The sequence below is a fragment of the Mucilaginibacter myungsuensis genome, from assembly GCF_015222005.1.
Classification (GTDB): domain Bacteria; phylum Bacteroidota; class Bacteroidia; order Sphingobacteriales; family Sphingobacteriaceae; genus Mucilaginibacter; species Mucilaginibacter myungsuensis.
In genome coordinates this window covers 292,275-313,151 of sequence record NZ_JADFFL010000002.1, presented here as the reverse complement: position 1 = coordinate 313,151, position 20,877 = coordinate 292,275, and the positions used below count along the sequence as shown (strand labels likewise).

Annotated in this window: 16 protein-coding genes and 1 tRNA gene; 6 read left to right on the top strand and 11 right to left on the bottom strand. The window is 43.4% G+C overall.

Annotation, left to right across the window (positions count from 1 at the left end; genetic code table 11):
• Window positions 1–74: 74 nt before the first annotated feature.
• Window positions 75–1,754, top strand: coding sequence for a sodium:solute symporter (locus tag IRJ16_RS05215; protein ID WP_194110473.1), 1,680 nt, complete (start codon window positions 75–77; stop codon window positions 1,752–1,754).
• A gap of 446 nt (window positions 1,755–2,200) precedes the next feature.
• On the opposite strand, the gene IRJ16_RS05210 is transcribed toward IRJ16_RS05215, so the two are convergent.
• The 3 genes from IRJ16_RS05210 to nadA form a co-directional block, all read right to left on the bottom strand.
• A complete protein-coding gene (locus tag IRJ16_RS05210; protein ID WP_194110472.1) occupies window positions 2,201–3,043 on the bottom strand; it encodes a DUF2911 domain-containing protein in 843 nt (280 codons plus the stop codon).
• Window positions 3,044–3,286: 243 nt separating this feature from the next.
• A complete protein-coding gene (locus tag IRJ16_RS05205; protein WP_194110471.1) occupies window positions 3,287–3,913 on the bottom strand; it encodes a hypothetical protein in 627 nt (208 codons plus the stop codon).
• Between the two features lie 124 nt (window positions 3,914–4,037).
• Window positions 4,038–5,030: a quinolinate synthase NadA gene (gene nadA, locus IRJ16_RS05200; RefSeq protein ID WP_194110470.1), complete on the bottom strand. Its 993-nt coding sequence runs from the start codon at window positions 5,028–5,030 to the stop codon at window positions 4,038–4,040.
• 408 nt (window positions 5,031–5,438) lie between these two features.
• On the opposite strand from nadA, the gene nadB reads away from it, so the two are divergent.
• Both nadB and IRJ16_RS05190 read left to right on the top strand, forming a co-directional pair.
• Window positions 5,439–7,031 (top strand): L-aspartate oxidase, encoded by a 1,593-nt coding sequence (nadB, locus tag IRJ16_RS05195; RefSeq protein ID WP_194110469.1) that lies wholly within the window; start codon window positions 5,439–5,441, stop codon window positions 7,029–7,031.
• 12 nt (window positions 7,032–7,043) lie between these two features.
• Window positions 7,044–7,592: a hypothetical protein gene (locus IRJ16_RS05190; RefSeq protein WP_194110468.1), complete on the top strand. Its 549-nt coding sequence runs from the start codon at window positions 7,044–7,046 to the stop codon at window positions 7,590–7,592.
• Here the strand turns inward: IRJ16_RS05190 and IRJ16_RS05185 are convergent.
• Window positions 7,592–7,664: transfer RNA gene (locus tag IRJ16_RS05185), tRNA-Gly, on the bottom strand. The two genes, IRJ16_RS05190 and IRJ16_RS05185, sit on opposite strands and share 1 nt — an antisense overlap.
• 51 nt (window positions 7,665–7,715) lie before the next feature.
• Here IRJ16_RS05185 and IRJ16_RS05180 point away from each other — a divergent pair.
• Window positions 7,716–8,231, top strand: a complete 516-nt coding sequence (locus tag IRJ16_RS05180; RefSeq protein WP_194110467.1) for a gamma carbonic anhydrase family protein — start codon at window positions 7,716–7,718, stop codon at window positions 8,229–8,231.
• Here the strand turns inward: IRJ16_RS05180 and IRJ16_RS05175 are convergent, their stop codons facing one another.
• The 5 genes from IRJ16_RS05175 to IRJ16_RS05155 form a co-directional block, all read right to left on the bottom strand.
• Window positions 8,232–9,878, bottom strand: a complete 1,647-nt coding sequence (locus tag IRJ16_RS05175; RefSeq protein ID WP_194110466.1) for an Ig-like domain-containing protein — start codon at window positions 9,876–9,878, stop codon at window positions 8,232–8,234. It lies immediately after the preceding gene.
• Between the two features lie 113 nt (window positions 9,879–9,991).
• Window positions 9,992–11,854 (bottom strand): tRNA uridine-5-carboxymethylaminomethyl(34) synthesis enzyme MnmG, encoded by a 1,863-nt coding sequence (gene mnmG, locus IRJ16_RS05170; RefSeq protein ID WP_194110465.1) that lies wholly within the window; start codon window positions 11,852–11,854, stop codon window positions 9,992–9,994.
• Between the two features lie 81 nt (window positions 11,855–11,935).
• Window positions 11,936–12,181 (bottom strand): CBU_0592 family membrane protein, encoded by a 246-nt coding sequence (locus tag IRJ16_RS05165; protein WP_228079870.1) that lies wholly within the window; start codon window positions 12,179–12,181, stop codon window positions 11,936–11,938.
• 1 nt (window position 12,182) lies between these two features.
• Window positions 12,183–14,060 carry an ABC-F family ATP-binding cassette domain-containing protein gene (locus IRJ16_RS05160; RefSeq protein ID WP_194110464.1) on the bottom strand — a complete coding sequence of 626 codons (1,878 nt, stop codon included), beginning with the start codon at window positions 14,058–14,060 and terminating at the stop codon, window positions 12,183–12,185.
• Window positions 14,061–14,065: 5 nt separating this feature from the next.
• Complete coding sequence (locus IRJ16_RS05155) at window positions 14,066–14,716, bottom strand: NAD-dependent epimerase/dehydratase family protein (protein WP_194110463.1); 651 nt, start codon at window positions 14,714–14,716, stop codon at window positions 14,066–14,068.
• Between the two features lie 218 nt (window positions 14,717–14,934).
• Between IRJ16_RS05155 and IRJ16_RS05150 the strand changes: the two genes are divergently transcribed.
• A complete protein-coding gene (locus IRJ16_RS05150) occupies window positions 14,935–15,315 on the top strand; it encodes a response regulator (RefSeq protein WP_194110462.1) in 381 nt (126 codons plus the stop codon).
• Between the two features lie 516 nt (window positions 15,316–15,831).
• Here IRJ16_RS05150 and IRJ16_RS05145 read toward each other — a convergent pair.
• Window positions 15,832–18,735, bottom strand: coding sequence for an outer membrane beta-barrel protein (locus IRJ16_RS05145; protein ID WP_194110461.1), 2,904 nt, complete (start codon window positions 18,733–18,735; stop codon window positions 15,832–15,834).
• Between the two features lie 530 nt (window positions 18,736–19,265).
• Between IRJ16_RS05145 and IRJ16_RS05140 the strand changes: the two genes are divergently transcribed.
• The gene (locus tag IRJ16_RS05140) at window positions 19,266–19,538 is read left to right on the top strand and encodes a hypothetical protein (RefSeq protein WP_194110460.1); all 273 of its coding nucleotides are present in this window, start codon (window positions 19,266–19,268) and stop codon (window positions 19,536–19,538) included.
• Window positions 19,539–19,600: 62 nt separating this feature from the next.
• Here the strand turns inward: IRJ16_RS05140 and IRJ16_RS05135 are convergent, their stop codons facing one another.
• The gene (locus tag IRJ16_RS05135) at window positions 19,601–20,839 is read right to left on the bottom strand and encodes an aspartyl protease family protein (protein ID WP_194110459.1); all 1,239 of its coding nucleotides are present in this window, start codon (window positions 20,837–20,839) and stop codon (window positions 19,601–19,603) included.
• Between the last annotated feature and the right edge of the window lie 38 nt (window positions 20,840–20,877).

Here is a 20,877-nt window from a genome sequence, read left to right as displayed (position 1 = left end):
CAGTTTTACACCCTTGTGGCTGTATGGCTGGTTTTTTTAATTTTAGTATTTTGGCTCGTTACAATTTATCTTGAATGAGCATAACCGACTGGATCGTTCTTATCGTTACCCTGCTCTCCATCGTCGGGTACGGTGTGTGGAAGAGCGGCCGTCAGCAAAATGCTGATCAGTTCCTGGTCGGCAACCGTTCGCTGAAGTGGTACCATGTCGGGTTATCTGTCATTGCCACGCAAGCCAGCGCCATTACTTTTCTCTCTGCACCCGGGCAGGCCTATAATGATGGGATGCGCTTTGTGCAATTCTACTTCGGGTTGCCGCTGGCCATGATCGTGCTGTGCATCACGTTCATCCCCATCTTTCATAAGCTTAAGGTTTATACCGCTTATCAATTTTTAGAGCAACGTTTTGACCTGAAGACCCGCACCCTCACCTCCGGCCTGTTCCTCATCCAACGGGGACTATCTACCGGGATCACTATTTACGCGCCCTCTATCATCCTGTCAACTATCTTGAATATCAATGTGGTGCATACCACGCTGTTCATCGGTCTGCTGGTTACGTTCTATACTGTGTACGGCGGTACAAAAGCGGTATCCTATACTCAGGTAATGCAGATGAGCATTATCTTTTTAGGGATGTTCTTTGCCGGGGTGATGGTGGTGAAACTGCTGCCCAAAGAGGTCGGCTTTATAGACTCGCTGCAATTGGCAGGCAAAATGGGCAAGATGAATGTGATCGACTGGAAGTTTGACTGGAACAATCGTTACACCGTCTGGAGCGGGTTGATCGGTGGGTTCTTTTTGCAGCTATCTTATTTTGGTACAGATCAAAGTCAGGTAGGGCGCTATTTGGCAGGGAGTTCGGTAGCACAAAGTAGGCTGGGTCTGATCATGAACGGTTTGATCAAGATACCGATGCAATTCCTGATCCTGCTGATCGGGATACTGGTGTTCGCGTTCTATCAGTTCAATACCTCGCCCATGTTCTTTAACCGTTACGAGGTAGATAAGATCAAACAGAGCCCTTACGCTGCCGAGTATCAAAAATTAGAGCGCGATTACAAAGCCATCGGTCAGCTTAAATATCAAAAAAGCGAGGACCTGCTGAAGACCATTAAAACCGGGGATCAGCAGCAGATCGGTGTGGCCAAACAACAGCTTGCCGTCATCGATAGCCAAAGCTTGGCTATTCGCAAAAGCGGTACCGTCTTAATGAAGCAAAATAGCGCCTCAGCCAACACCGACGACACCAACTACGTCTTCCTTGGCTTCGTTACACAAAATCTCCCTACGGGCTTAATTGGGCTTTTGATCGCCATTGTATTCCTCGCTTCGATGGGTTCGACGGCAAGCGCATTAAATTCTTTAGCGTCGACGACGGTCGTCGATATTTATAAACGCATTATCGATCCTGAAGCATCTGATAAAAAAACCGTTTTCGCATCTCGCTTGGCTACCTTTTTTTGGGGGATAGTTTGCATCGGCATGGCTTTATTTGCCGGTAAGATGGGTAACCTTTTAGAAGCGGTCAATCAATTAGGATCATTCATCTACGGCACCATCCTGGGCGTGTTCGTAGTAGCCTTCTATTTCAAAAAGATCGGAGGGACGGCAGTGTTCGTCGGTGCTTTATTATCTGAGACTTTGGTTTGCCTATTGGGTTTTACAGATAGTGTGGCTTATTTATGGTTGAATCCGATCGGGTGTTTTGCGGTGATTATTTTTAGCTTCTTTGTCTCTCGTCTGAACCGCTGATAGACCGCTGAGGAGAATGATTACGCTGCCGCTGATTGGGGTTGGTGGTGCTAATTTTCGGCGCAACCTGAACAAATGAAAAAGGGGCGAAGCCCCCCGAATTTTTTTTAGAAATCGTTAATTACTAAATACGTCAATGCAAGTTCTTAGATCAGTTGGAACTTGAAGGTGAGATGACAAGCCCAAGTCTCCCCGCTTGAGCGGGGAAGCACAGGACGAGCATCAAGCAGAACCCTTGATAGGGGTGTGTCCTTTCGCAGACCTTGCAAGTCAAGGACACACCCCTGACCCCGATCAAGCGGGGAAGCGCGACTTTAAAGCATCTTCGACCAACACGTCATGGGTAGGAACGAAGCAATCTCTGCGTTTGCAGAGCGGACTTGTTTATCCGACCTTAGCGTGTAGAGATCGCTTCGTTCCTCGCAATGACGTTGAGCGAAACTGTCTTACTTCTTCGCCTGAGCAATGATCTCGCTGTTCAGGCGCACATACTCATCATTCTTATCTTTCTTAGCGGCTTCTATACCGGCAGTGGCAGTAGCTATGGCACCAGCTTTGTCACCTTTCTTTAGTTGCACACGGGCTTTCCACATTTTAGAAGCCCAGGCCGGCATGCCGGGAGTTTTTTCTAACTCGTTGGCCCATACTAAGGCCTTGTCCATATCCTTGTTATTATTGTAGTAGTAGATAATGGCGTCGTACAAAGGTTTCTTCGCGGTCGCCATGGCTGAGTCTATCCTTGCCACAACTTTTGCATCGATGTCTGTAACGATGTGGAAAACGAAGCTCGAGCGTTCCCATTTCATTTGCAGATCGCAAGTGGTAGGGGTAACGTTGATAAAGTCTAAATACATCGTTTCGGTCAGGTCTTTTAGCTTTTCGTTCTTCACCTTAAAGCGCATCAAGTCGTCTTTATCGCTGTAGGTGTAAGCGCCCCATTGTTGCGGTTTTTTACTTAATATGATGGTCCATTCGGTTTCGCCCGGGATACTGAACAGACCGTACTCACCGGCCGGGACTTTAGTGTTGTTGATGATCACCTCATCGCTGAATTTTAACGAGGTAGCGTTGTTAGCGCCTGTGCGCCATACAGTACCATAAGGCTCTAATCCGCCGAATATTTTGCGGCCCTTTACATTTGGTCTGGCGTAGGTCAGGGTGATCTTTCCTAAGCCGAACCCTTGAGAAATTGTCTGCGCCGAACTTGGCGGCGGAACGATCTGTGCTTTGGTTTCCATAGCACACACGCTAAGCGCCATGGCCACTAAACCTATTAATTGTTTTTTCATGCTTGTTTGGTTTTAGTTTGGTGCTAAAGTACGAGATCTGGACCGCTGATCTTTTAAGATTTTACTGATACGACAGATCGGAGTTTTTCACATATTTCTTAACGCTCCAAAATTTCCGGCGCAACCTGAAAACATAAAAAAGGGGCAAAGCCCCCGGAAATTTTTTTGATATTTAAGGTGTGGATAAGTGTGTTTAGCGCCGCAACCTGGCCACGTCGAATGGGCGAAGCCCAAAATTTTTTTTTAGAAATGTGGTTGATCTTCCAAAAGCCCATTAACAAGTGTTTGCCATTGGATACCCGACAGACCTGTGCGGGCTGTTAAACCTACTAAAGTGTTTCTGACCGCGTCAAATAAACCGACATCGGTATTATTCGGCACCTCATTTCTACCGTGGGCTTCAGCAGAAACTTTAACATCATAACGTGCTACGATGAAAGTGTTAGTAGATACATCGCTAAAAAAATGCGCTATACTTTCACTGTTGTTACCGGGTGCTTTGGTGGGTCGTAATGTCATCGTAACAGACTCTTCCAAAGCATCGGCATCACCGATATGTAAGATGTCCTCGACAACTACCCATTCCGAACCATCGCCGGCATTTGGTCCCGGCGTGCCCGACATATCCACCCAAATAAGATCACCTTTTTCGGCAAGCCTATAATGTTGTATTCCATTGACGTCCGCCAAGCCAAATTTCGAAGAGCCAGGTCCCGTATACGTGTGCCAATTATTTACGTCCAACATTTTGGCCTTTGCCGATAGATAAGCTTTATGAGCAGATAACCGATCCGGATAGCCTTTAGCGTTGGAGAAATCCGTTTGTTTCCCTTCCTTTTGTTCAGGAATATTCTTGTCGGCGCTTTTCATACAGTTAGTACATTATTTATGCCGAAGTGTTTGTCTATCAATAAAATGAAAAACCGTCAAGGCTGCTTAGCAATGACGGTTATGTTTATTACGATCAGCATTCCGCCAATCGTATCCTTTCTCTTTACAACCCCAATCTCGCTGATATTTCCAGCATCCTTTCGATAGGCTTTACCGCTTTTTCAATGATAGTTGCAGGGACGTCTATCTCAGGTAGTTCGTTCTTTAGGCACAGGTAAAGTTTTTCCAGCGTGTTACGTTTCATATGCGGGCAATCGTTGCAGGCGCAGGCATTATTTGGTGGCGCCGGGATAAATACTTTATCCGGATTATCCTTTTGCATTTGGTGTAAAATGCCTGCCTCAGTAGCTACGATGAATTCTTTATCCGGATGGGACGTGGCATATTTTAAGATACCGGTGGTCGAGCCGATATAGTCGGCCATTTCCAAAATAACTTCCTCGCACTCGGGGTGGGCTAAAAGCTTTGCTCCGGGGTGGCGCTCTTTTAGTTTAAATATCTTTTCACGACTGAATATCTCGTGCACCATGCAGGCTCCATTCCACAATACCAAATCGCGGCCGGTCTTTTTAGCTACGTAGGCTCCTAAGTTCTTATCCGGACCGAAGATGATCTTTTGATCGGGCGGTAGGCTTTCCACAATTTGTACGGCGTTGCTGCTGGTACAAACTATATCGCTCATGGCCTTTAGTTCGGCTGTGCAATTCACATAAGTGATCACCAGATGGTCAGGGTATTTCTCCTTGAACTTGGCGAACAAATGTGGCGGGCAGCTGTCGGCCAAACTGCACCCGGCTTTCATATCCGGTAAGATCACCTTCTTGGTGGGCGAAAGGATCTTGGCCGTTTCGGCCATAAAGTGCACACCGGCAAAAACTATAATGTCGGCGTCGGTCTTGGCAGCTTGTTGCGATAGGCCCAAGCTGTCGCCAATGTAATCGGCCACGTCCTGTATGTCGGGTTCCTGGTAGTAGTGCGCAAGTATGACGGCATTTTTCTCTTTTTTTAATTTTTCAATTTCATCAAAAAGATCGAGGGTCGGGTCGATGTATTCGTCGGCAAAACCTTTGATGTTTATTTCTGCTAAGGTATCCATTTCCACAATTCAAGTAATAACCATTAATTATTTATATAAAATAAACCTATTGTTATTATAGTGTTAGTTCTGTTAAAAAGTCTGTTGATCTTTATTTGCTAATAGGAGTTTTACCACAGTTATCAACAAAAATGTTAGTTTTTGTTTTTATTATTTGGTTGATGTTTAGGCAGATGACAGAACCAAATTATTTATTAAAAAGTTATTTGTTAAGAATTACTTAGCTTTAAAAATGTTAGTTAATGCCGAACATCTGCTTGTAAGTAGGGCAAAAGTAATTCAATTTTGGCTATAAATGATGAGTTGTCCACAGTCAGGAAACTTATCCTCTATTTGTTTACATAAAACTAACAGGTTTTAGTACCCTTATTAACAAATACGCTCCTTTTAAACATCGTTACCTTATATATGACAAAAAATGTGGATTTCCTGGTGGTCGGTTCGGGCATAGCCGGATTGAGTTTTGCCCTTAAGGCCGCCAAACACGGTAAAGTTCTGATAGTTACAAAAGCCAACGAAGACGAGAGCAACACTAAGTATGCCCAGGGGGGCGTTGCGGTGGTTGTGGATAAAAAGGAAGATTCCTTTAAAAAACACATAGATGACACTTTAGATGCAGGCGACGGATTGTGCGATAAAGAAGTTGTTAGGATAGTTGTGGAAGAAGGCCCTGAAAGAATTCAGGAAATTATAGACTACGGAACCAACTTCGACAAGACCACCGAAGGCTTTTATGATCTGGCCAAAGAAGGAGGACATTCAGAGTTTCGCGTGCTACATTATAAGGATATCACCGGTTTCGAGATAGAGCGTACCCTGTTAGAACAGATCCACCAGAACCCCAACATCGAGATACTGACCCATTATTTTGCCGTCGATCTGATCACTCAACACCATTTGGGCGAGTATGTGGATAAGCAGAGCGAGGACATCACTTGTTACGGTATCTATGCTTTTAATACCCATACCAGTGTTGTGGAAAAGATATTATCTAAAGTAACGGTAATGGCTGCAGGTGGTGCCGGGCATATCTATGCGATCACCACTAACCCTACCATTGCTACCGGTGATGGCGTGGCCATGGTTTATCGTGCAAAAGGTAAGGTGCGCAATATGGAGTTTATGCAATTCCATCCAACCGCCTTATATAATCCCGGTGAATATCCTTCGTTCCTGATATCCGAAGCTGTACGTGGTTTTGGAGGTATATTAAAACGTACCAATGGCGAGGAATTTATGCACGAGTATGATGAACGTGGATCTTTAGCGCCGCGTGATATTGTTGCCCGCGCCATAGATGCCGAAATCAAGAAGTCGGGCGAGGATTATGTCCACCTCGATGTGACCCATCGGAGCAAGGCTGATATCCTGGCACACTTTCCTAACATTTACGCCAAATGCTTAGATATCGGTATTGATATGACGCGTGATATGATCCCGGTTTCGCCGGCCTGCCATTATATGTGTGGTGGTGTTTTGGTAGATCATGTTGGTAAGTCGACCATAAACAGATTATATGCCTGCGGCGAATGCGCATCAACAGGTTTGCACGGCGCTAACCGTTTGGCATCTAATTCTTTATTAGAGGCCTTGGTTTTTGCACATCGTATCTATACAGATGCTATTATCGAGTTTACTGAAAATAACATTCCCGAGAGTATACCCGATTGGGATGAGAAAGGTGTAAAACTTAGCAACGAAGATATCCTGGTCACACACAACGTGCGCGAAATGCAGAAATTGATGAATGACTATGTAGGTATCGTCCGTTCTGATTTCCGTTTGGAGCGAGCTATGCGCCGGTTAGGTTTGTTGTATGAAGAGACGGAGTCGTTTTATAAACAGACCAAGCTCTCAGTAAAACTTTGCGAGCTGCGGAACCTGATCCAGGTATCTTACATCGTAGTAAAATCAGCCATGAAACGTAAGGAAAGTAGGGGATTGCACTATACTACAGATTATCCGGAGCATCAGGAAGTTTTGGAGGATACGGTGTTTTAGAAGGTATTTAAAATGGAGAGGAGATATAAATTTATAACACTCATAGCGACGCTATTGTTGACTGTTGTCGCTTTTATTTTCTGGCAAATTTCAAATGACGTAATGTTTATTAATGAAACTTTTGCCTTGTTGTTATTAATTGGTAGCACGGTGGCCAAGTGGTCCAGATCTAATAAGATACAGTTAGTTATATTTTTGGCTTTGTTTGTACCTCTATTTAGTCTGCTAAACTACACCTATACGGTTGAAGATGGAGATACCATTACTACTTATCATTCAGCAAGATTTAGCTCTCTTGTAGACCCTATCGTTTTTTTGATACTTGTTGTTTTTTTAGGGATGAATTTATCAGTGATCATCAAATTTTTTAAGGGGTCAGATGAAGATATAACAGATAAGAGTGATAAATTGACGACTTTCTATTACGATAAATTTAATTCTTCGGATGAACGGGAATTGATAGGTCTCTATAAAATGTATAATGATTATCCATTAGAGGCGCAGATAGCGCTGAGAAAAATTCATGAGGAGAGAAATTTAAATATTTTAAACTTCAATTGAGCGAAAAACGGGATTCGAACCCGCGACCTTCAGTTTGGGAAACTGATGCTCTACCAACTGAGCTATTTTCGCTGATCGTTGGTCAAACTTAGAAATTAAATTTAATAATTCAATACATCATATATGCCTTTGATCCTACCCGTAAAAGATAAAATACCAACTTGGGGTAAAGACTGTTTCATAGCCGAAAACTGCACTATAGTTGGCGATGTGATCATGGGCAACAATTGCTCGGTATGGTTCAACGCGGTTGTTAGGGGAGATGTTAATTATATCCACATTGGCAATAACACAAACATCCAGGATGGCGTGGTGATCCATGCTACTTATTTAAAAGCTGCTACCACGATCGGTAGTAATGTATCTATCGGTCACAATGCTATTGTGCATGGCTGTACGCTACAGGATCATACGTTGATAGGTATGGGTGCTATTGTAATGGATAATGCGGTGGTAGAAGAGTATGTGATCATAGGCGCAGGTTCTGTAGTGTTGGAGAATACTATTTGTGAGTCGGGTTACCTTTATGCCGGTTCTCCTGCTAAAAAAATAAAGCCTCTTACTGATGAGCAAAAGGCTTTATTAAATAAATTACCGCAAAATTATATACTGTATTCCAGCTGGTTTACTGATAAGTAATTAGGGTATTATTGGCTGTTTGGGCACTTCTAAAGTTTGCTCATCTTCCCAAAGCGGCCTGATGGTATAGACGGTAGTCGGTGCAAAAATGCTTTCGGGATAGAGGCCTTTCTTTACATTTCCGCTATCCCAAACACCGTTGCTATTATCGTCGTAGGTCACTTTAATGCGGTATTTTCCGGCGAAGAGGTTGGCATAGTTCAGTTTAGTGGTCTTTGTAACAACATCGGTCCTTACTACCTGGTTAAGTCCGTAAATAAATTCAACGATATAACTTTTGGTCGAGTCAGGTACTACTACCTTCATTAGTACCGAGCCATAATTATCCAATTTATCAACCTGGAATTGCCTTAACAAGCGTTTATTTCGTTCCCCATAAATATTGGTAAAAGCGTTGTCGTTTATCTGCAACTCGTATTTAGCATTCTGTTTCCATTTGTATTTCAGGGTAAACTTCCGTTGTTCTTTATCATCTTTAACGATGGTGAAGTCTGCTTTATCTACCGAGTCTTCCAGTAACCTGATTCTCGACTGTTCGAAGCTTTGCACCGGTTGCGATGCCATTAGTATCAGGTCGGTAGCCGGTTTAAGTTTACTATCGGTATTAAGGCCATAGGTAAAATTCAGCACCCGCTGATAGCTCTCTTTCGCACTTTTTGTACGGCTTACGGTCTCTATCACTTGTCCTTTTTCTAATACCGAAACCGATATCGAATCGAAATTCATGTTTTTGAGATAGATATAGGCCGAGTCGCGGGTTTTAGTGATATCCACTATCTTTTGTTCATCAAGCGCTGCCGGGTGGTTTATTTTTAGCGACGGCTCAAGCACCGGTCTGTTAAATAGCAATACCATTTTACCGTCCGGATCAAAGTGACGATCAGTTACCCTGAATTTATCTGGCGTTTGCTTGAACAGGGACAGCTGTACATTCTGGGTATCCTTAGTTAAGTTAACAGGCGTTTTTAGGAAAGCGATCTCTTCAGCATCCTGATCAAAGATCCTGTTGACAGATGTTTCTTTAAGCGCGTAGATCTTGTATTTACCGTCGTGCAAATTGCTCAGCGTGAAATTACCGGCCGAGTCTGTCGTAGCAAATATCGCGGGTTTCTTTTTGCCGAAATACGTGGTATCCTTATCTAAAGGAAATATCATCACCGTAGCATCTTTTTCTTTCAGACTGGTTTGGGTATTTACTACGGTACCCGAAATACTTAACGAATCGATATGCGGACCGGTCGAAAAAACGTAGGTGAAGTTTTTCAACTGGTTCGATTCATTCACGTCCTGGATAGCCTTGCCGAAGTTGACCACGTAAGTGGTGTTCTTGGAGAGCGTGTCTTTAAAATTGATCACCAGGCTTTTTCCTTTCACTTTATATTCCGGCGGTGTCTCCATCGTCGGGCTTAGGGTGATCTCCTGATATTGGTTGGTCAGTTTAAAATATTCGTCAAAATCCAGCTTGATCTGTTTGGCCGCAAAATTCCTGGTCTGATTTACCGGTGTGGCCAGCAAAAGTTTTGGCGGGGTACGGTCACGCGGACCTCCCTGAGGTTTTTGGATACTTGCGCAACCAATTATTAACGAAACTACAAAAACAAGCAGCAGAAACTGACCTGAAAAGTACCATTTTGTATTTAACCCCATTTTTAAGCGATTACAGCGACTTTTACGTTTTTACGAAGCTTATGTCTAAAATTCAGAAATAATTTATTCTGAACGATATTTTATAAATAATTGATAATCAATAGTTTATATTATTATCTGGTAATATGGATCATCAATACCGAAATATCTGATGGTGATACCCCCGAAATGCGTGATGCCTGGCCCAAGGTCTTTGGTTTTATCTTCAGCAATTTTTCGCGGGCTTCTTTTGATAATGATCCCAAAGTTTGATAGTTGAAATTAGGGTCGATGGAGCGGTCCTCCATTTTCTTCATTTTTTCTACTATCTCATTTTCCTTTTCAAAATAACTCTCGTATTTAATTTTTATTTCAGCCTGCTCAATAGTTTGTTGATCGTAGTTCGATAAAAGCTCGTTAAGATCAGTACTGGCTTTGCGCAGATCATTAATTCCGATTTGTGGTCTGCTGATCAGGTTGAACATTTTTACCGCCTGCGGGATAGGAGCGGTGCCCAGTTCTTCTAACAAGCCATTTACATCCGCCATGCCAATAGATGTCTTTTTGGTATGCGCGACGATATCATCAGAGTCTTTGATTTTCTTATTTACTTTATCTAAACGCTCGTCACTGATCAAGCCTAACTCATGACCGATCGGACTTAATCTAATATCGGCGTTGTCTTGGCGTAACAATAAACGGTGTTCTGCCCTCGAGGTGAACATACGATATGGCTCCTCTGTGCCTTTAGTTACCAGATCATCTATCAATACACCGATGTATGATTCGGACCTTTTTAATATCAATTCATGGCCATCGTGTACTTTTTGATGCGCATTGATACCCGCCATCAAGCCTTGCGAACCGGCTTCTTCGTAACCTGTGGTACCATTGATCTGACCTGCAAAGAACAGATTTTTGATCAGCTTGGTCTCCAGCGTCAACTCTAACTGAGTAGGTGGAAAGAAGTCATATTCGATCGCATAACCCGGGCGGAACATCTTGGCCTTTTCAAAACCTGGTATTTGTGTTAACGCACGGTACTGTACATCCTCCGGCAATGAGGTTGAGAAACCATTTACGTATATCTCGCAAGTGTTCCAGCCTTCCGGTTCAACAAATATCTGGTGACGGTCTCGTTCTGCAAAGCGGTTGATCTTATCTTCTATTGATGGACAGTATCTTGGGCCTAATCCTTTAATACGACCCGTAAACATTGGCGACTTTTCAAAGCCTTCCTTTAATGTTTCGTGCACATCAGGATTGGTATAGGTCACCCAGCAGCAGCGTTGGTCGGTAGATATGACGGTATCTGTATAGCTGAATTTGCCTGCTCCCTGGTCGCCCCATTGCTCTTCCATTAAGGAGTAATTTAATGATCGGCCATCTACCCGAGGTGGTGTACCGGTCTTCATCCTTCCGGCTTCAAAGCCCAAAGTGGTCAATTGCTCGGTCAATCCGGTGGCTGATTTTTCACCTGTGCGGCCTCCACCAAAGCGTTTTTCACCAATATGGATCAATCCATTCAGGAAAGTACCGTTGGTTAATACAACCGATTCACCTTCAATTTCTACACCTATAGATGTTTTTACACCGCAAACCTTATTGTCTTTTACAATTAGTGAGCTTACCATATCCTGCCAAAAATCTACGTTTGGCGTTCTTTCTAATGCTATACGCCACTCTTCAGCAAAGCGCATACGGTCTGTCTGCGCCCGTGGACTCCACATGGCAGGCCCTTTGCTCATATTAAGCATACGGAATTGAATGGTAGACTTATCCGTAATGATACCTGAATAACCGCCTAATGCATCGATCTCGCGTACTATCTGCCCTTTAGCCACGCCACCCATAGCAGGGTTACAGCTCATTTGGGCAATAGTATTCATATTCATCGTGATCAAAAGGACCGATGAACCCATGTTGGCGGCAGCAGCGGCAGCTTCACAGCCTGCATGTCCTGCACCAACAACTATAACGTCGTATTTCTTAAACATATTAAACCTCCGTGTTCCACGTGGAACATCTAAGTTGTTTATATTTTCAAATGTTCCACGTGGAACACTAATTTAGATTCATTAATTAGATGTTCCACGTGGAACTTTTACTAACGAATAAAGTGCTACCGATGCCCACACCCCTTCTAAGATTACGAAAGGGTAGAAGCTGATCATGTATGATGATACCCCACACATTGCCGCCCCAATAAAGTTTAATGAGGCATAGAGTTTGCCATCTGAAGCTATTTTCTTGTTCAAATTCAAGAAAAAGCCCACTAAAAGGATGGTCACACCAACTGATGCTATAATGTCTGATAGTTTCATATTACGCTTCGTTCAATTCAACTAACTCCATCCAACGGACACTCTTGTCATCCATTTGGCTGCTCAACACCTGTATCTCTTTGGCTAAAGCGGTCAATTCTTCGTGACTGCTGAGAGTACCTGCATTTAGTTTATCAGACAATCCTTTTATCTGAATTTCCAATTTGGAAACCTCAGCTTCTAAAGTCTCCATCTCCTTTTGCTCTTTAAAAGAAAGTTTATTCTTTTTAGGTGCAGGAGGGGCAACCTCTACCGGTTTAGGGGCTGACGCTTGTTTCTTTGCAGCTTGCTTCTGTTCTTCTAACTCTAAACGATAAGATGAATAGTTACCATTAAAAAACCTTACTTGACCTTCGCCCTCCATGATGAAAAGCTGATCGGTTAGTTTATCTAACAAATACCTATCGTGCGATACCAGCATTAACACACCAGTATAACTCATCAAAAACTCTTCTAATACATTTAGTGTATCAATGTCCAGGTCATTGGTAGGCTCATCCAGTATCAAGAAGTTGGGATTCTTCATTAACAGCGCCATTAATTGCAAACGCTTTTTCTCGCCACCGCTAAGATTAGATATAAAACCGTATTGTTTTTTAGGCGGGAATAAGAACAAGGTCAATAGGGCAGAGGCGGTGATGGTCTTCCCATCGGCCATGGTAATATATTCTGCAACATCAGTCACCACATCTATTACCCGGTCATCTTCTTTAAACACGATACCTGCCTGATGGAAGTAACCCATTACGGTTGTTTCTCCCGTTTCTATATGCCCTTTATCGGGTTGTAAAGAACCTGTAATGATATTTAGCAATGTAGATTTACCGCTACCATTTTTGCCGGCTAAACCTATACGGTCTCCTTTTTTAAATACGTAGTTAAAATCTTCAAGGATATTTTGATCGCGGAAGCTTTTATCTAAATGATGCAACTCCATGATCTTATTACCCTGGCGCGCGGTCTTTACGCTTAATTCAACCTTATCTTTAGGGCCACGGTTCTTGGTCTTTTCTTCCAGCTCGTAATAGGCATCTATCCTTGCTTTAGATTTGGTACCACGGGCCTGAGGTTGACGGCGCATCCACTCCAACTCCTTTTTAAGGAGGTTGCTGTTCTTGGCAAACGATGCTGCGTCGGATGCTTCGCGCTCTGCCTTCTTTTCCAAATAGTAGGCGTAGTTACCAAAGTAGGGGATGATCTTCCCATTGTCCAACTCCAGTATCTCGTTACAAACGTTATCCAAAAAGTAACGGTCGTGTGTTACCATCAGGATAGTTTTGTTGCCTTCGGTCAATAACTTCTCTAACCACTCAATGGTATCAATATCCAGGTGGTTAGTAGGCTCATCTATGACATAGATCTCTGGGTCCTCAATAAGTAAGCGTGCTAATGCTAAACGTTTTTTCTGACCACCGGACAATGTGCTTATCTGCTGATTTAGATGATGGATATCTAATCTGCCCAAAATGGTCTTGATCTGGTATTCGTACTCCCAGGCATTAAGGTCGCTAATCTCGCTGGTCAGTTTTTCCAGCTTATCCATGTTCTCCGGGTCGTTCTCCATCAACTCCTCGTACTCGCGTATCAGTTGTTGGCTGCGGTTATCGGCATGGAAGATGTAATCGCTAATGGTATGCGCCTTATCAAATTGCGGGTCCTGATCCAGGTAACCCATATTAAGGTCGCGGGCCTGTACGGCCCTACCCTCGGTAGGGTTCAGTTTGCCTGAAAGGATCTTAAGCAGCGTGGATTTACCCGCCCCGTTAATACCGACCAACGCCACCCTTCTACCACGGTTGATACCAATGGTAAGGTTGCGGAATAGCCAGCGATCATGAAAAGAGTGGCCTAAATTTTCTGCTGAGATGAATGTACTCACTTATATTATATTAGTTCTTTATAATGGTACAAAAATGTACCTAACTGATTATCAGTTGATTGAATAAACATGCGCCTGGCAACTTGTGCCGCTGAGATGCTTCGGTATTTAGAAAAGCTGCCGATCAGCAGGTGGTCGGCAACGGTCATGATGCCATTGATCACACCTTCGCCAAAACGCTGGTTCTCTTTACGGCCGCGTAACATGCTTGGCCGGTAGATATGCAGCGAGGAGATGCCGACTTTTTTAATATCCTCTTCAGTATCGCCTTTTAATTTCAAATAGAAATTAGATGAAGTTGCGTCCGCGCCCACTGCCGATATCAGGTGGCATTGCTTAACGTTGTTTTGATGCGCTAATTGTGCCAGCTGGATAGTATAGTCGTGGTCTATCTTACGGTAGAGGGCCTTATCGGGCGTTTGAGCGGCAGTTGTGCCTAAGCATAAGAATATGGCATGCCCGGTAAACTCAGCGGCGTGCTTATACAACTCATCAAAATTGACGATCAGCTGCCTCAGTTTTGGATGATCGACGTTCAAATGCTTACGCACGATAATCAAAACTTCGTCGTAAAAAGGCTCGTCTAACAGGATCTGCAATAAATTGCTGCCTATCAGTCCACTGGCCCCTGCTATGATCGCTTTTTTACCTGCCATGATTTTTGCCGCAAAAATACACATAATAGATCAGGTTTGATCTTGACTATATAACGGCTGTGTAAAGCGATGCTATTTTACCGCCTAATTGACCCGAAATATTGTACTGAAACCGGCGCCAATCAAAAAATTTACAATTATTTACTACACGTTAAAACATTTATTTTGGTTGTTTGTGTTATACCTATAAATTTGGAAAACCGATACTAACACGATAAATGAGCGCTGCCGAAAAAAAGGTCATCATATTTGATGATGACGAGGACATCCTTTCTATTTGTTCGTACATTTTAGAACAGCAGGGCTGGACAGTTTTTACTTATACAGACTGTAACGACATCGTTAACCGCGTATCGGGCATTATCCCGGCCGTTATCCTGATGGATAACTGGATACCTGATGCTGGTGGTATTATCGCCACACAGACGCTTAAAGGCGATCCTGAGCTTAAAAATATCCCCGTAATATACTTCTCGGCCAATAGCGATATCCAATCCTTAGCCAACCATGCCGGCGCCGAAACCTATCTGGCCAAACCATTTGATCTTGACGACCTGGAGAAAGTAATCAACAGGGTTTTGAAGAAAGAAGCAGCTTAATTACTGCCCATATTTTGTTTTATGTTCAGATCACGCAAATGGGTATTTGAACTTGACACGCTTTTATTGGCGTGACCGTCGCTAATTTTCTTTGCTGATCGATCATTTATAGATAACAAGTTACCAAAGCCGGTGCATCTTATCTCAATGGAATTGATAAAGTTTTCAATAAGCCATCGATCACTCGACTATAGCAATTTAGTGTCATAAGTAGATATTTTTGTGTATTAAAACGCAAATAAAAATACCTAAAGGGAGGCTATGTTTCTGTTCTGATTGCGATGCGCTAAATAACCCCATCATTATTTCTTATGCGTTGATCCTCCTCTAAAATGGCTTAGGAAGTTATCATTTACATCAGTAAAAGGTAGCAGAAAATGTAAGTGATTACCGGGTAGACCCAGGTTTGTCTATGGGAAAGCAAAAGTTTTATCATTGCCATGAGGTCGCATCAGGCGCAAAAAAGAGCCGATCCAAAATGGATCGGCTCTTTTCATCAAAGTATCTGTTCGGTTTTTAGAAACCACCAGGGCCACCGCCCGGAGGGCCTCCCATGCCACCACGGTTACCTCTGTCACCACCGCGACCGCCAGGCATACCAGGACCACCGCGCTCGTCGCCAGATGTTGGCGCTCTGCCTGCAAATTTCTGCAAACGGATATTCAACGTCAATAAGAAGTGACGGCCTAAACGGTTGGTATTGGTCTCGGTAAATGACGTTGCCGAAGTTGACAAGTTGAAACCTGTATTTTGGTTAAACAAGTCGTTACCTGATAAACGGATGGTTGCCATGTTGTTTTTCAGGAACCTGCGCTCGATGTAAGTATTCAAAATAGTAGGGTTAGTTACCGGGATGGTGTAACCGTAGTTATTGGTTTTGGTAAGATCATAACTAACGGTCCAGTCTTTCCACAGGTAGTTCTTACCATTGAGGCCGACTTTCCATTCACGTACGTTCGAGCTTGCCGCGGTCAATCTGTTCTGAACGCTGTTATCTGTTTTATTAATAGAGTAACTGGTTGATATCCTGGTGTCGATAACGTCGGTAATATCAACCCTGAAGTTAGCGTTAGGCGACAAGGTCAAGGTTTTAGCCACGTTACGTAAGCTTGTTTCTACCTGGGCTGCGTTCACAGAGGTTTGGAAACCGATGTTATTGGTATATTGAAGACCTGTACCAACCTGAACCGTGAATTTACGATTATCAAAAGGTTTAGAATAATTACCAAAACCACCCAGTTGATAATAACCGTCAGCGTTGCGGTAACGTGTTAATACAGTACCCGGGGTGTCGGCAAAGGTTACCGAGTTGGTTACGATCTTGTTATCAGTTTGGTTGTAGTTGAAGTTAAAGAAGAAAGTATCGCCGCTATCAAAGCTAAACTTGTTGAACCTTAACTGGATATTGTTATTGAACTCCTGCGCCAGGTTAGGGTTACCTTCAACCGGGTAAAGAGCGTTAGAACGATCGGTTACCGGTTGTATCTGGTTAAAGGTAGGCTGGTTAGCATTACCGTTGTATTGTAAGTTAAGCGATTGGCTTTTAGAGATATTCCACTGGTAACGTAAGCTTGGCACGATGTTGAAGCGGCTGATGCTTGTTTTTACATTACGCATTGGCGATACACCATCCAACACACTTGGCTGGCCACCCAAACCTACGGTCAGGTTGTAGTTCTTTTCGATCAAACGATAGTTTACCGATAAGCGGTTGGTCATAAAGGTGTACCTAAAGTCGTTAGACAAGGCTGGGTTGAACACATACTGATCTGCCGCGCCGTTGTACGACGATGTTACACGCTCGCTTGTAGTATGCGAGTAGTTAAAATTGTAGCTAAATTCTAAGAAAGAAACTTTAGACAATGGCTCGGCGTACGATACGCTGGTATTGATGCTATTTACCCTGCTGGCTACCGTAATGAACTGGTTAGGATCTACACCCGGAGGGATGTTGCCCAAGGTATAGTTGTAGATAGGGTTTTGATCTTGCTCGGTGTGGTTTGAAGATGCGTTGGTGAACACGTTAAAGTTACGGCCAGGTTTTGAGAACCTGTGATTGAACATTAACTGCGTACCATAGTTAGGCGCTACCGAATTACTACCGGTAGTTGAGTTGTAAGCCAATCTATTTTCTACACCATCATTACTGCTGGTGTTAGCGGTCATATCCGAGTAATTAGTACGTATTTTATTATAAGAGAAAGTTGGAGTGAATTTAACGTAGTTAAGCGTATCCGGTTTCCACTCCATGTTCCACGTGAAGCGGTGGCTTAGGGTGTTATTGATCTCGCGGCTGCTTTGATCGCTTAGCAAGTAGTTGTTACCAATGTTAGTTTGTTGTTTAGTTGTACTATTGGTGTTAGATACGTTGTCCTGAAAGCTGTAGCTACCGTAAACCGACAACTTATCGCCCCACTGATCACGAAAGTTCACACCTGCAGTATGCACATCAGTGATACCATTTTGGCCACCACCACCAGCACCACGGGCCGCATTACCACGGCCACCACCGCCGCCACCGCCAAAGTTACCGCCGCCACCGCCGCCGCCAAAGTTGAAGGTGTTGGCATTAACGTTGTTAAAGTTACCTAACAGGTAGATCTGCTGGTCGCCTTTAAATTTGAACGAGTTTAACTGACCTGTATAACGCTGATCGTTAGCCAAAGGGCTTGGCAAAGCATCCCTACCGCCACCGGCAGTAATGTTAGCAGAGTATCCGTAGTTTTTATCCTTACGGATGGTGATATTCATGATCTGGGTCGGGTCGCCGGATTTGATACCGGTGAGGTTGGCCTGGTCGCCGTAATCATCGATCAACTGGATGTTCTCTACCACGTCGGCAGGTAAATTTTTGGTGATACTTTGCAGGTCGCCGCCAAAAACGTCCTTACCGTTAACACGGATACGGGCAACGGATTTACCTTTAGCGGTCACCGCGCCGTCCTTATCTACGTCGATACCCGGTAGTTTTTTGATCAGGTCCTCAACAGGGGCGTTGTCACGCACCTTGTAGGCAGCTGCACTATATTGGGTAGTATCTTCCTTTAACGTAACCGGGGTGATACCAACAATGGTAACGCCACCTAACAAAGTAGACAGATTTTTAAGGGTAACTGCACCTATCTCTAAGGGAGCATTATCGTTAGCGAAAGTGAAATGCTTGATCTGTCCCTGATAACCGATAGAGGTTATAGTGATATCGACCTTGTTTGCTTTAATGTTAGCAAAGCTGAACTTACCGTCTATACCGGTAACACGCACGGTGCTATCGCCGGCATCGGTCTTCAGCTTTACGCTGGCGCCCGGCACGGTCTGTTTGGTAGAGTCGATAACGCTACCTGTAATGTTGTGAGTACCTTGCGCATGGGCAAACCCACACAGCATCAGGCAAAAGGAAAGGGTGAAAAGTATTCGTTTCATATATGTTAATTAGGCCGTTACGGCACAGGATAAAGCTCAAATTTTATTCTAATACATTAACGGGGCACAAAAGTTCAATTTCTTTGGATCAAATATTTAATATTCATAGCATTGTTACAGATCTGCCCCTAAATGCCCCTAAAACAGGCATTTGTAATAAAAATAATATATAACAAAGCCACAAGATCCATCTCCAAAAATGACCGTAGAACAGCCATGTTTTTCGGGCTGCAAATATCAACTTTATCCTGATCAAATTTTATAAATGCGACGACCGCCGAGAAAAAGTAGACGAAAGGAAGTATTAAGTAGCGAATAAGTAGCAAGTAGGAGTGTCGTCGGCGATCTTGGCATGTGATGAAATTCAAATATTAACCCAAAGTCTTGATACTAAATACTCACTACTAAACACCCTGGTTATCAACAAACTTTATCTACGATCGTGAATAAGTGAATTTAAAATAAATGGAACATTAAGAAAATAATTGCGTTAAAGTTAAAACACATCGATCATCTAAAGCACCACTACAATGAGAAACATCCGCGCATCATTGCACTCCAAGATCCATAGCTGGATAGACGGGATAGGGTTCAGGCTGAATGCATCACAGGTAGATCAAAAGAAAAAGATCACCACAAACCACTACTTTTTTGAGACCTTTAACTTTTTTGAGAAACAAGAAAAAGGCCACCCCGAAAAAGCCCAGTTCCTTTGTTTTGATACTTACGGCGAGAAAGTGAAAGTGAATTCGCTGCTGGATCTGCAAACGGCTTTCTTTGATAATATTAGTCAGCTAAAATAACGGGACCACATTTTTACAGGCTCACACCTGCTTAGGTAAGCGGAGTGTATAACTATGCACTATCAGATCCGTTTACGCAGGGTGAGCAACACTTTAATATATTCTTTATTGCGATAAACCTCTAAAAGCAGGTTGCGCCCGTCTTTTGATTTAAATAGGTTATCGATCTGGTCGATGGTCAATTTATCCACAGGTTTAAAGTTGATGGCCAATATCTCGTCTTTAGGTTTCATGCCCACAGCATCCGCCGCCGAACCCGGTTCTACTCGGCCGACGACAAGGTTACTATAATCATTACCTATAAAAAAGTACTCGATGCCGCTCATGTCGTGCTCGAACGGTTCGTCCATATCGATGCCTTTTTTTAGATACATGGCGCCGTTGGTATAATCAATTATCATGGTGAAGCGCCGCAGTATGCCTATCCCCATGTTGCCATCGCGCGGGGTTAGCGGCAAAGCTTTTTTCAACGATTCCTGATCGGGGAAAGAAGTGATCGGATCTTTGATCTTGTATTTACCCAGATCTATTTCTTTTATCCGACTGATGTATCCGGTGATCGGTCCGGTGATACCCAGGCCCAAGTTACCGGCAATAAAATTTTGCGGCATGCCTTCGCTTTCAAGAGAGTTCTCTATCGACAGGGGGTGACCGGCGCCAATATCTACCAGTAATTTTTTGGTCTGCACGCTGCCATCGGCCATTTTAACATTGGTGTAGATGTAGGGTTTTTTATCCTCAATGCTTAGTGGTATTTTGATGCCCTTACTTAACAGCCGCACATGTTTAGGTTTGGATATCACCAGCGTGCTATCGTAAAAATTGAATCGCACGGCCAGGTTATTAAAAAAATCGTACCCTAATAGGCCATGTATAGGCATGCCCGCGTAGTTGGACAGGCCAAACTGATCATCTTTTAAAATAGCCGCCTGGACGCTGGTACTTTGGATGTTGGGCATATCCAATTTTAAAGGAGGGGTGATATAAGCATCGAAGCTTTCGCCGTTCAAGCCGTAAATTTTTAACAGATGTTTGGTGGCCAGATTAAGCGAGTCTACTAATCGTGGCTCGGTGATCAGCATAATGCCCACGCCGGTATCCAGCACAAAATTAAAAGGCCCTTTATCATTAATGGACATTTTTACGATCACCATATTGCGGATGGTGGTGAAAGGCATATAAACCCTTTTCTTTTTCCCCAACAGATCAAAAGACTGGCCGTGCGCAAACGCAGGCGAGAATGCCAATAGCAAAGCCACGCATAAATACCGCACTATCCAACCAAAACCATTAATTTGCAAAGCAGGAATATAATTAGTGTATTAAAATTAAGTAAATT

What these genes read in the sequence shown, in the direction of transcription:
- IRJ16_RS05215 (WP_194110473.1), top strand. Translation starts at nt 75, where the DNA reads ATGAGCATAACCGACTGGATCGTTCTTATCGTTACCCTGCTCTCCATC.
- IRJ16_RS05210 (WP_194110472.1), bottom strand. Translation starts at nt 3,043, where the DNA reads ATGAAAAAACAATTAATAGGTTTAGTGGCCATGGCGCTTAGCGTGTGT.
- IRJ16_RS05205 (WP_194110471.1), bottom strand. Translation starts at nt 3,913, where the DNA reads ATGAAAAGCGCCGACAAGAATATTCCTGAACAAAAGGAAGGGAAACAA.
- nadA (WP_194110470.1), bottom strand. Translation starts at nt 5,030, where the DNA reads ATGGATACCTTAGCAGAAATAAACATCAAAGGTTTTGCCGACGAATAC.
- nadB (WP_194110469.1), top strand. Translation starts at nt 5,439, where the DNA reads ATGACAAAAAATGTGGATTTCCTGGTGGTCGGTTCGGGCATAGCCGGA.
- IRJ16_RS05190 (WP_194110468.1), top strand. Translation starts at nt 7,044, where the DNA reads ATGGAGAGGAGATATAAATTTATAACACTCATAGCGACGCTATTGTTG.
- IRJ16_RS05180 (WP_194110467.1), top strand. Translation starts at nt 7,716, where the DNA reads ATGCCTTTGATCCTACCCGTAAAAGATAAAATACCAACTTGGGGTAAA.
- IRJ16_RS05175 (WP_194110466.1), bottom strand. Translation starts at nt 9,878, where the DNA reads ATGGGGTTAAATACAAAATGGTACTTTTCAGGTCAGTTTCTGCTGCTT.
- mnmG (WP_194110465.1), bottom strand. Translation starts at nt 11,854, where the DNA reads ATGTTTAAGAAATACGACGTTATAGTTGTTGGTGCAGGACATGCAGGC.
- IRJ16_RS05165 (WP_228079870.1), bottom strand. Translation starts at nt 12,181, where the DNA reads ATGAAACTATCAGACATTATAGCATCAGTTGGTGTGACCATCCTTTTA.
- IRJ16_RS05155 (WP_194110463.1), bottom strand. Translation starts at nt 14,716, where the DNA reads ATGGCAGGTAAAAAAGCGATCATAGCAGGGGCCAGTGGACTGATAGGC.
- IRJ16_RS05150 (WP_194110462.1), top strand. Translation starts at nt 14,935, where the DNA reads ATGAGCGCTGCCGAAAAAAAGGTCATCATATTTGATGATGACGAGGAC.
- IRJ16_RS05145 (WP_194110461.1), bottom strand. Translation starts at nt 18,735, where the DNA reads ATGAAACGAATACTTTTCACCCTTTCCTTTTGCCTGATGCTGTGTGGG.
- IRJ16_RS05140 (WP_194110460.1), top strand. Translation starts at nt 19,266, where the DNA reads ATGAGAAACATCCGCGCATCATTGCACTCCAAGATCCATAGCTGGATA.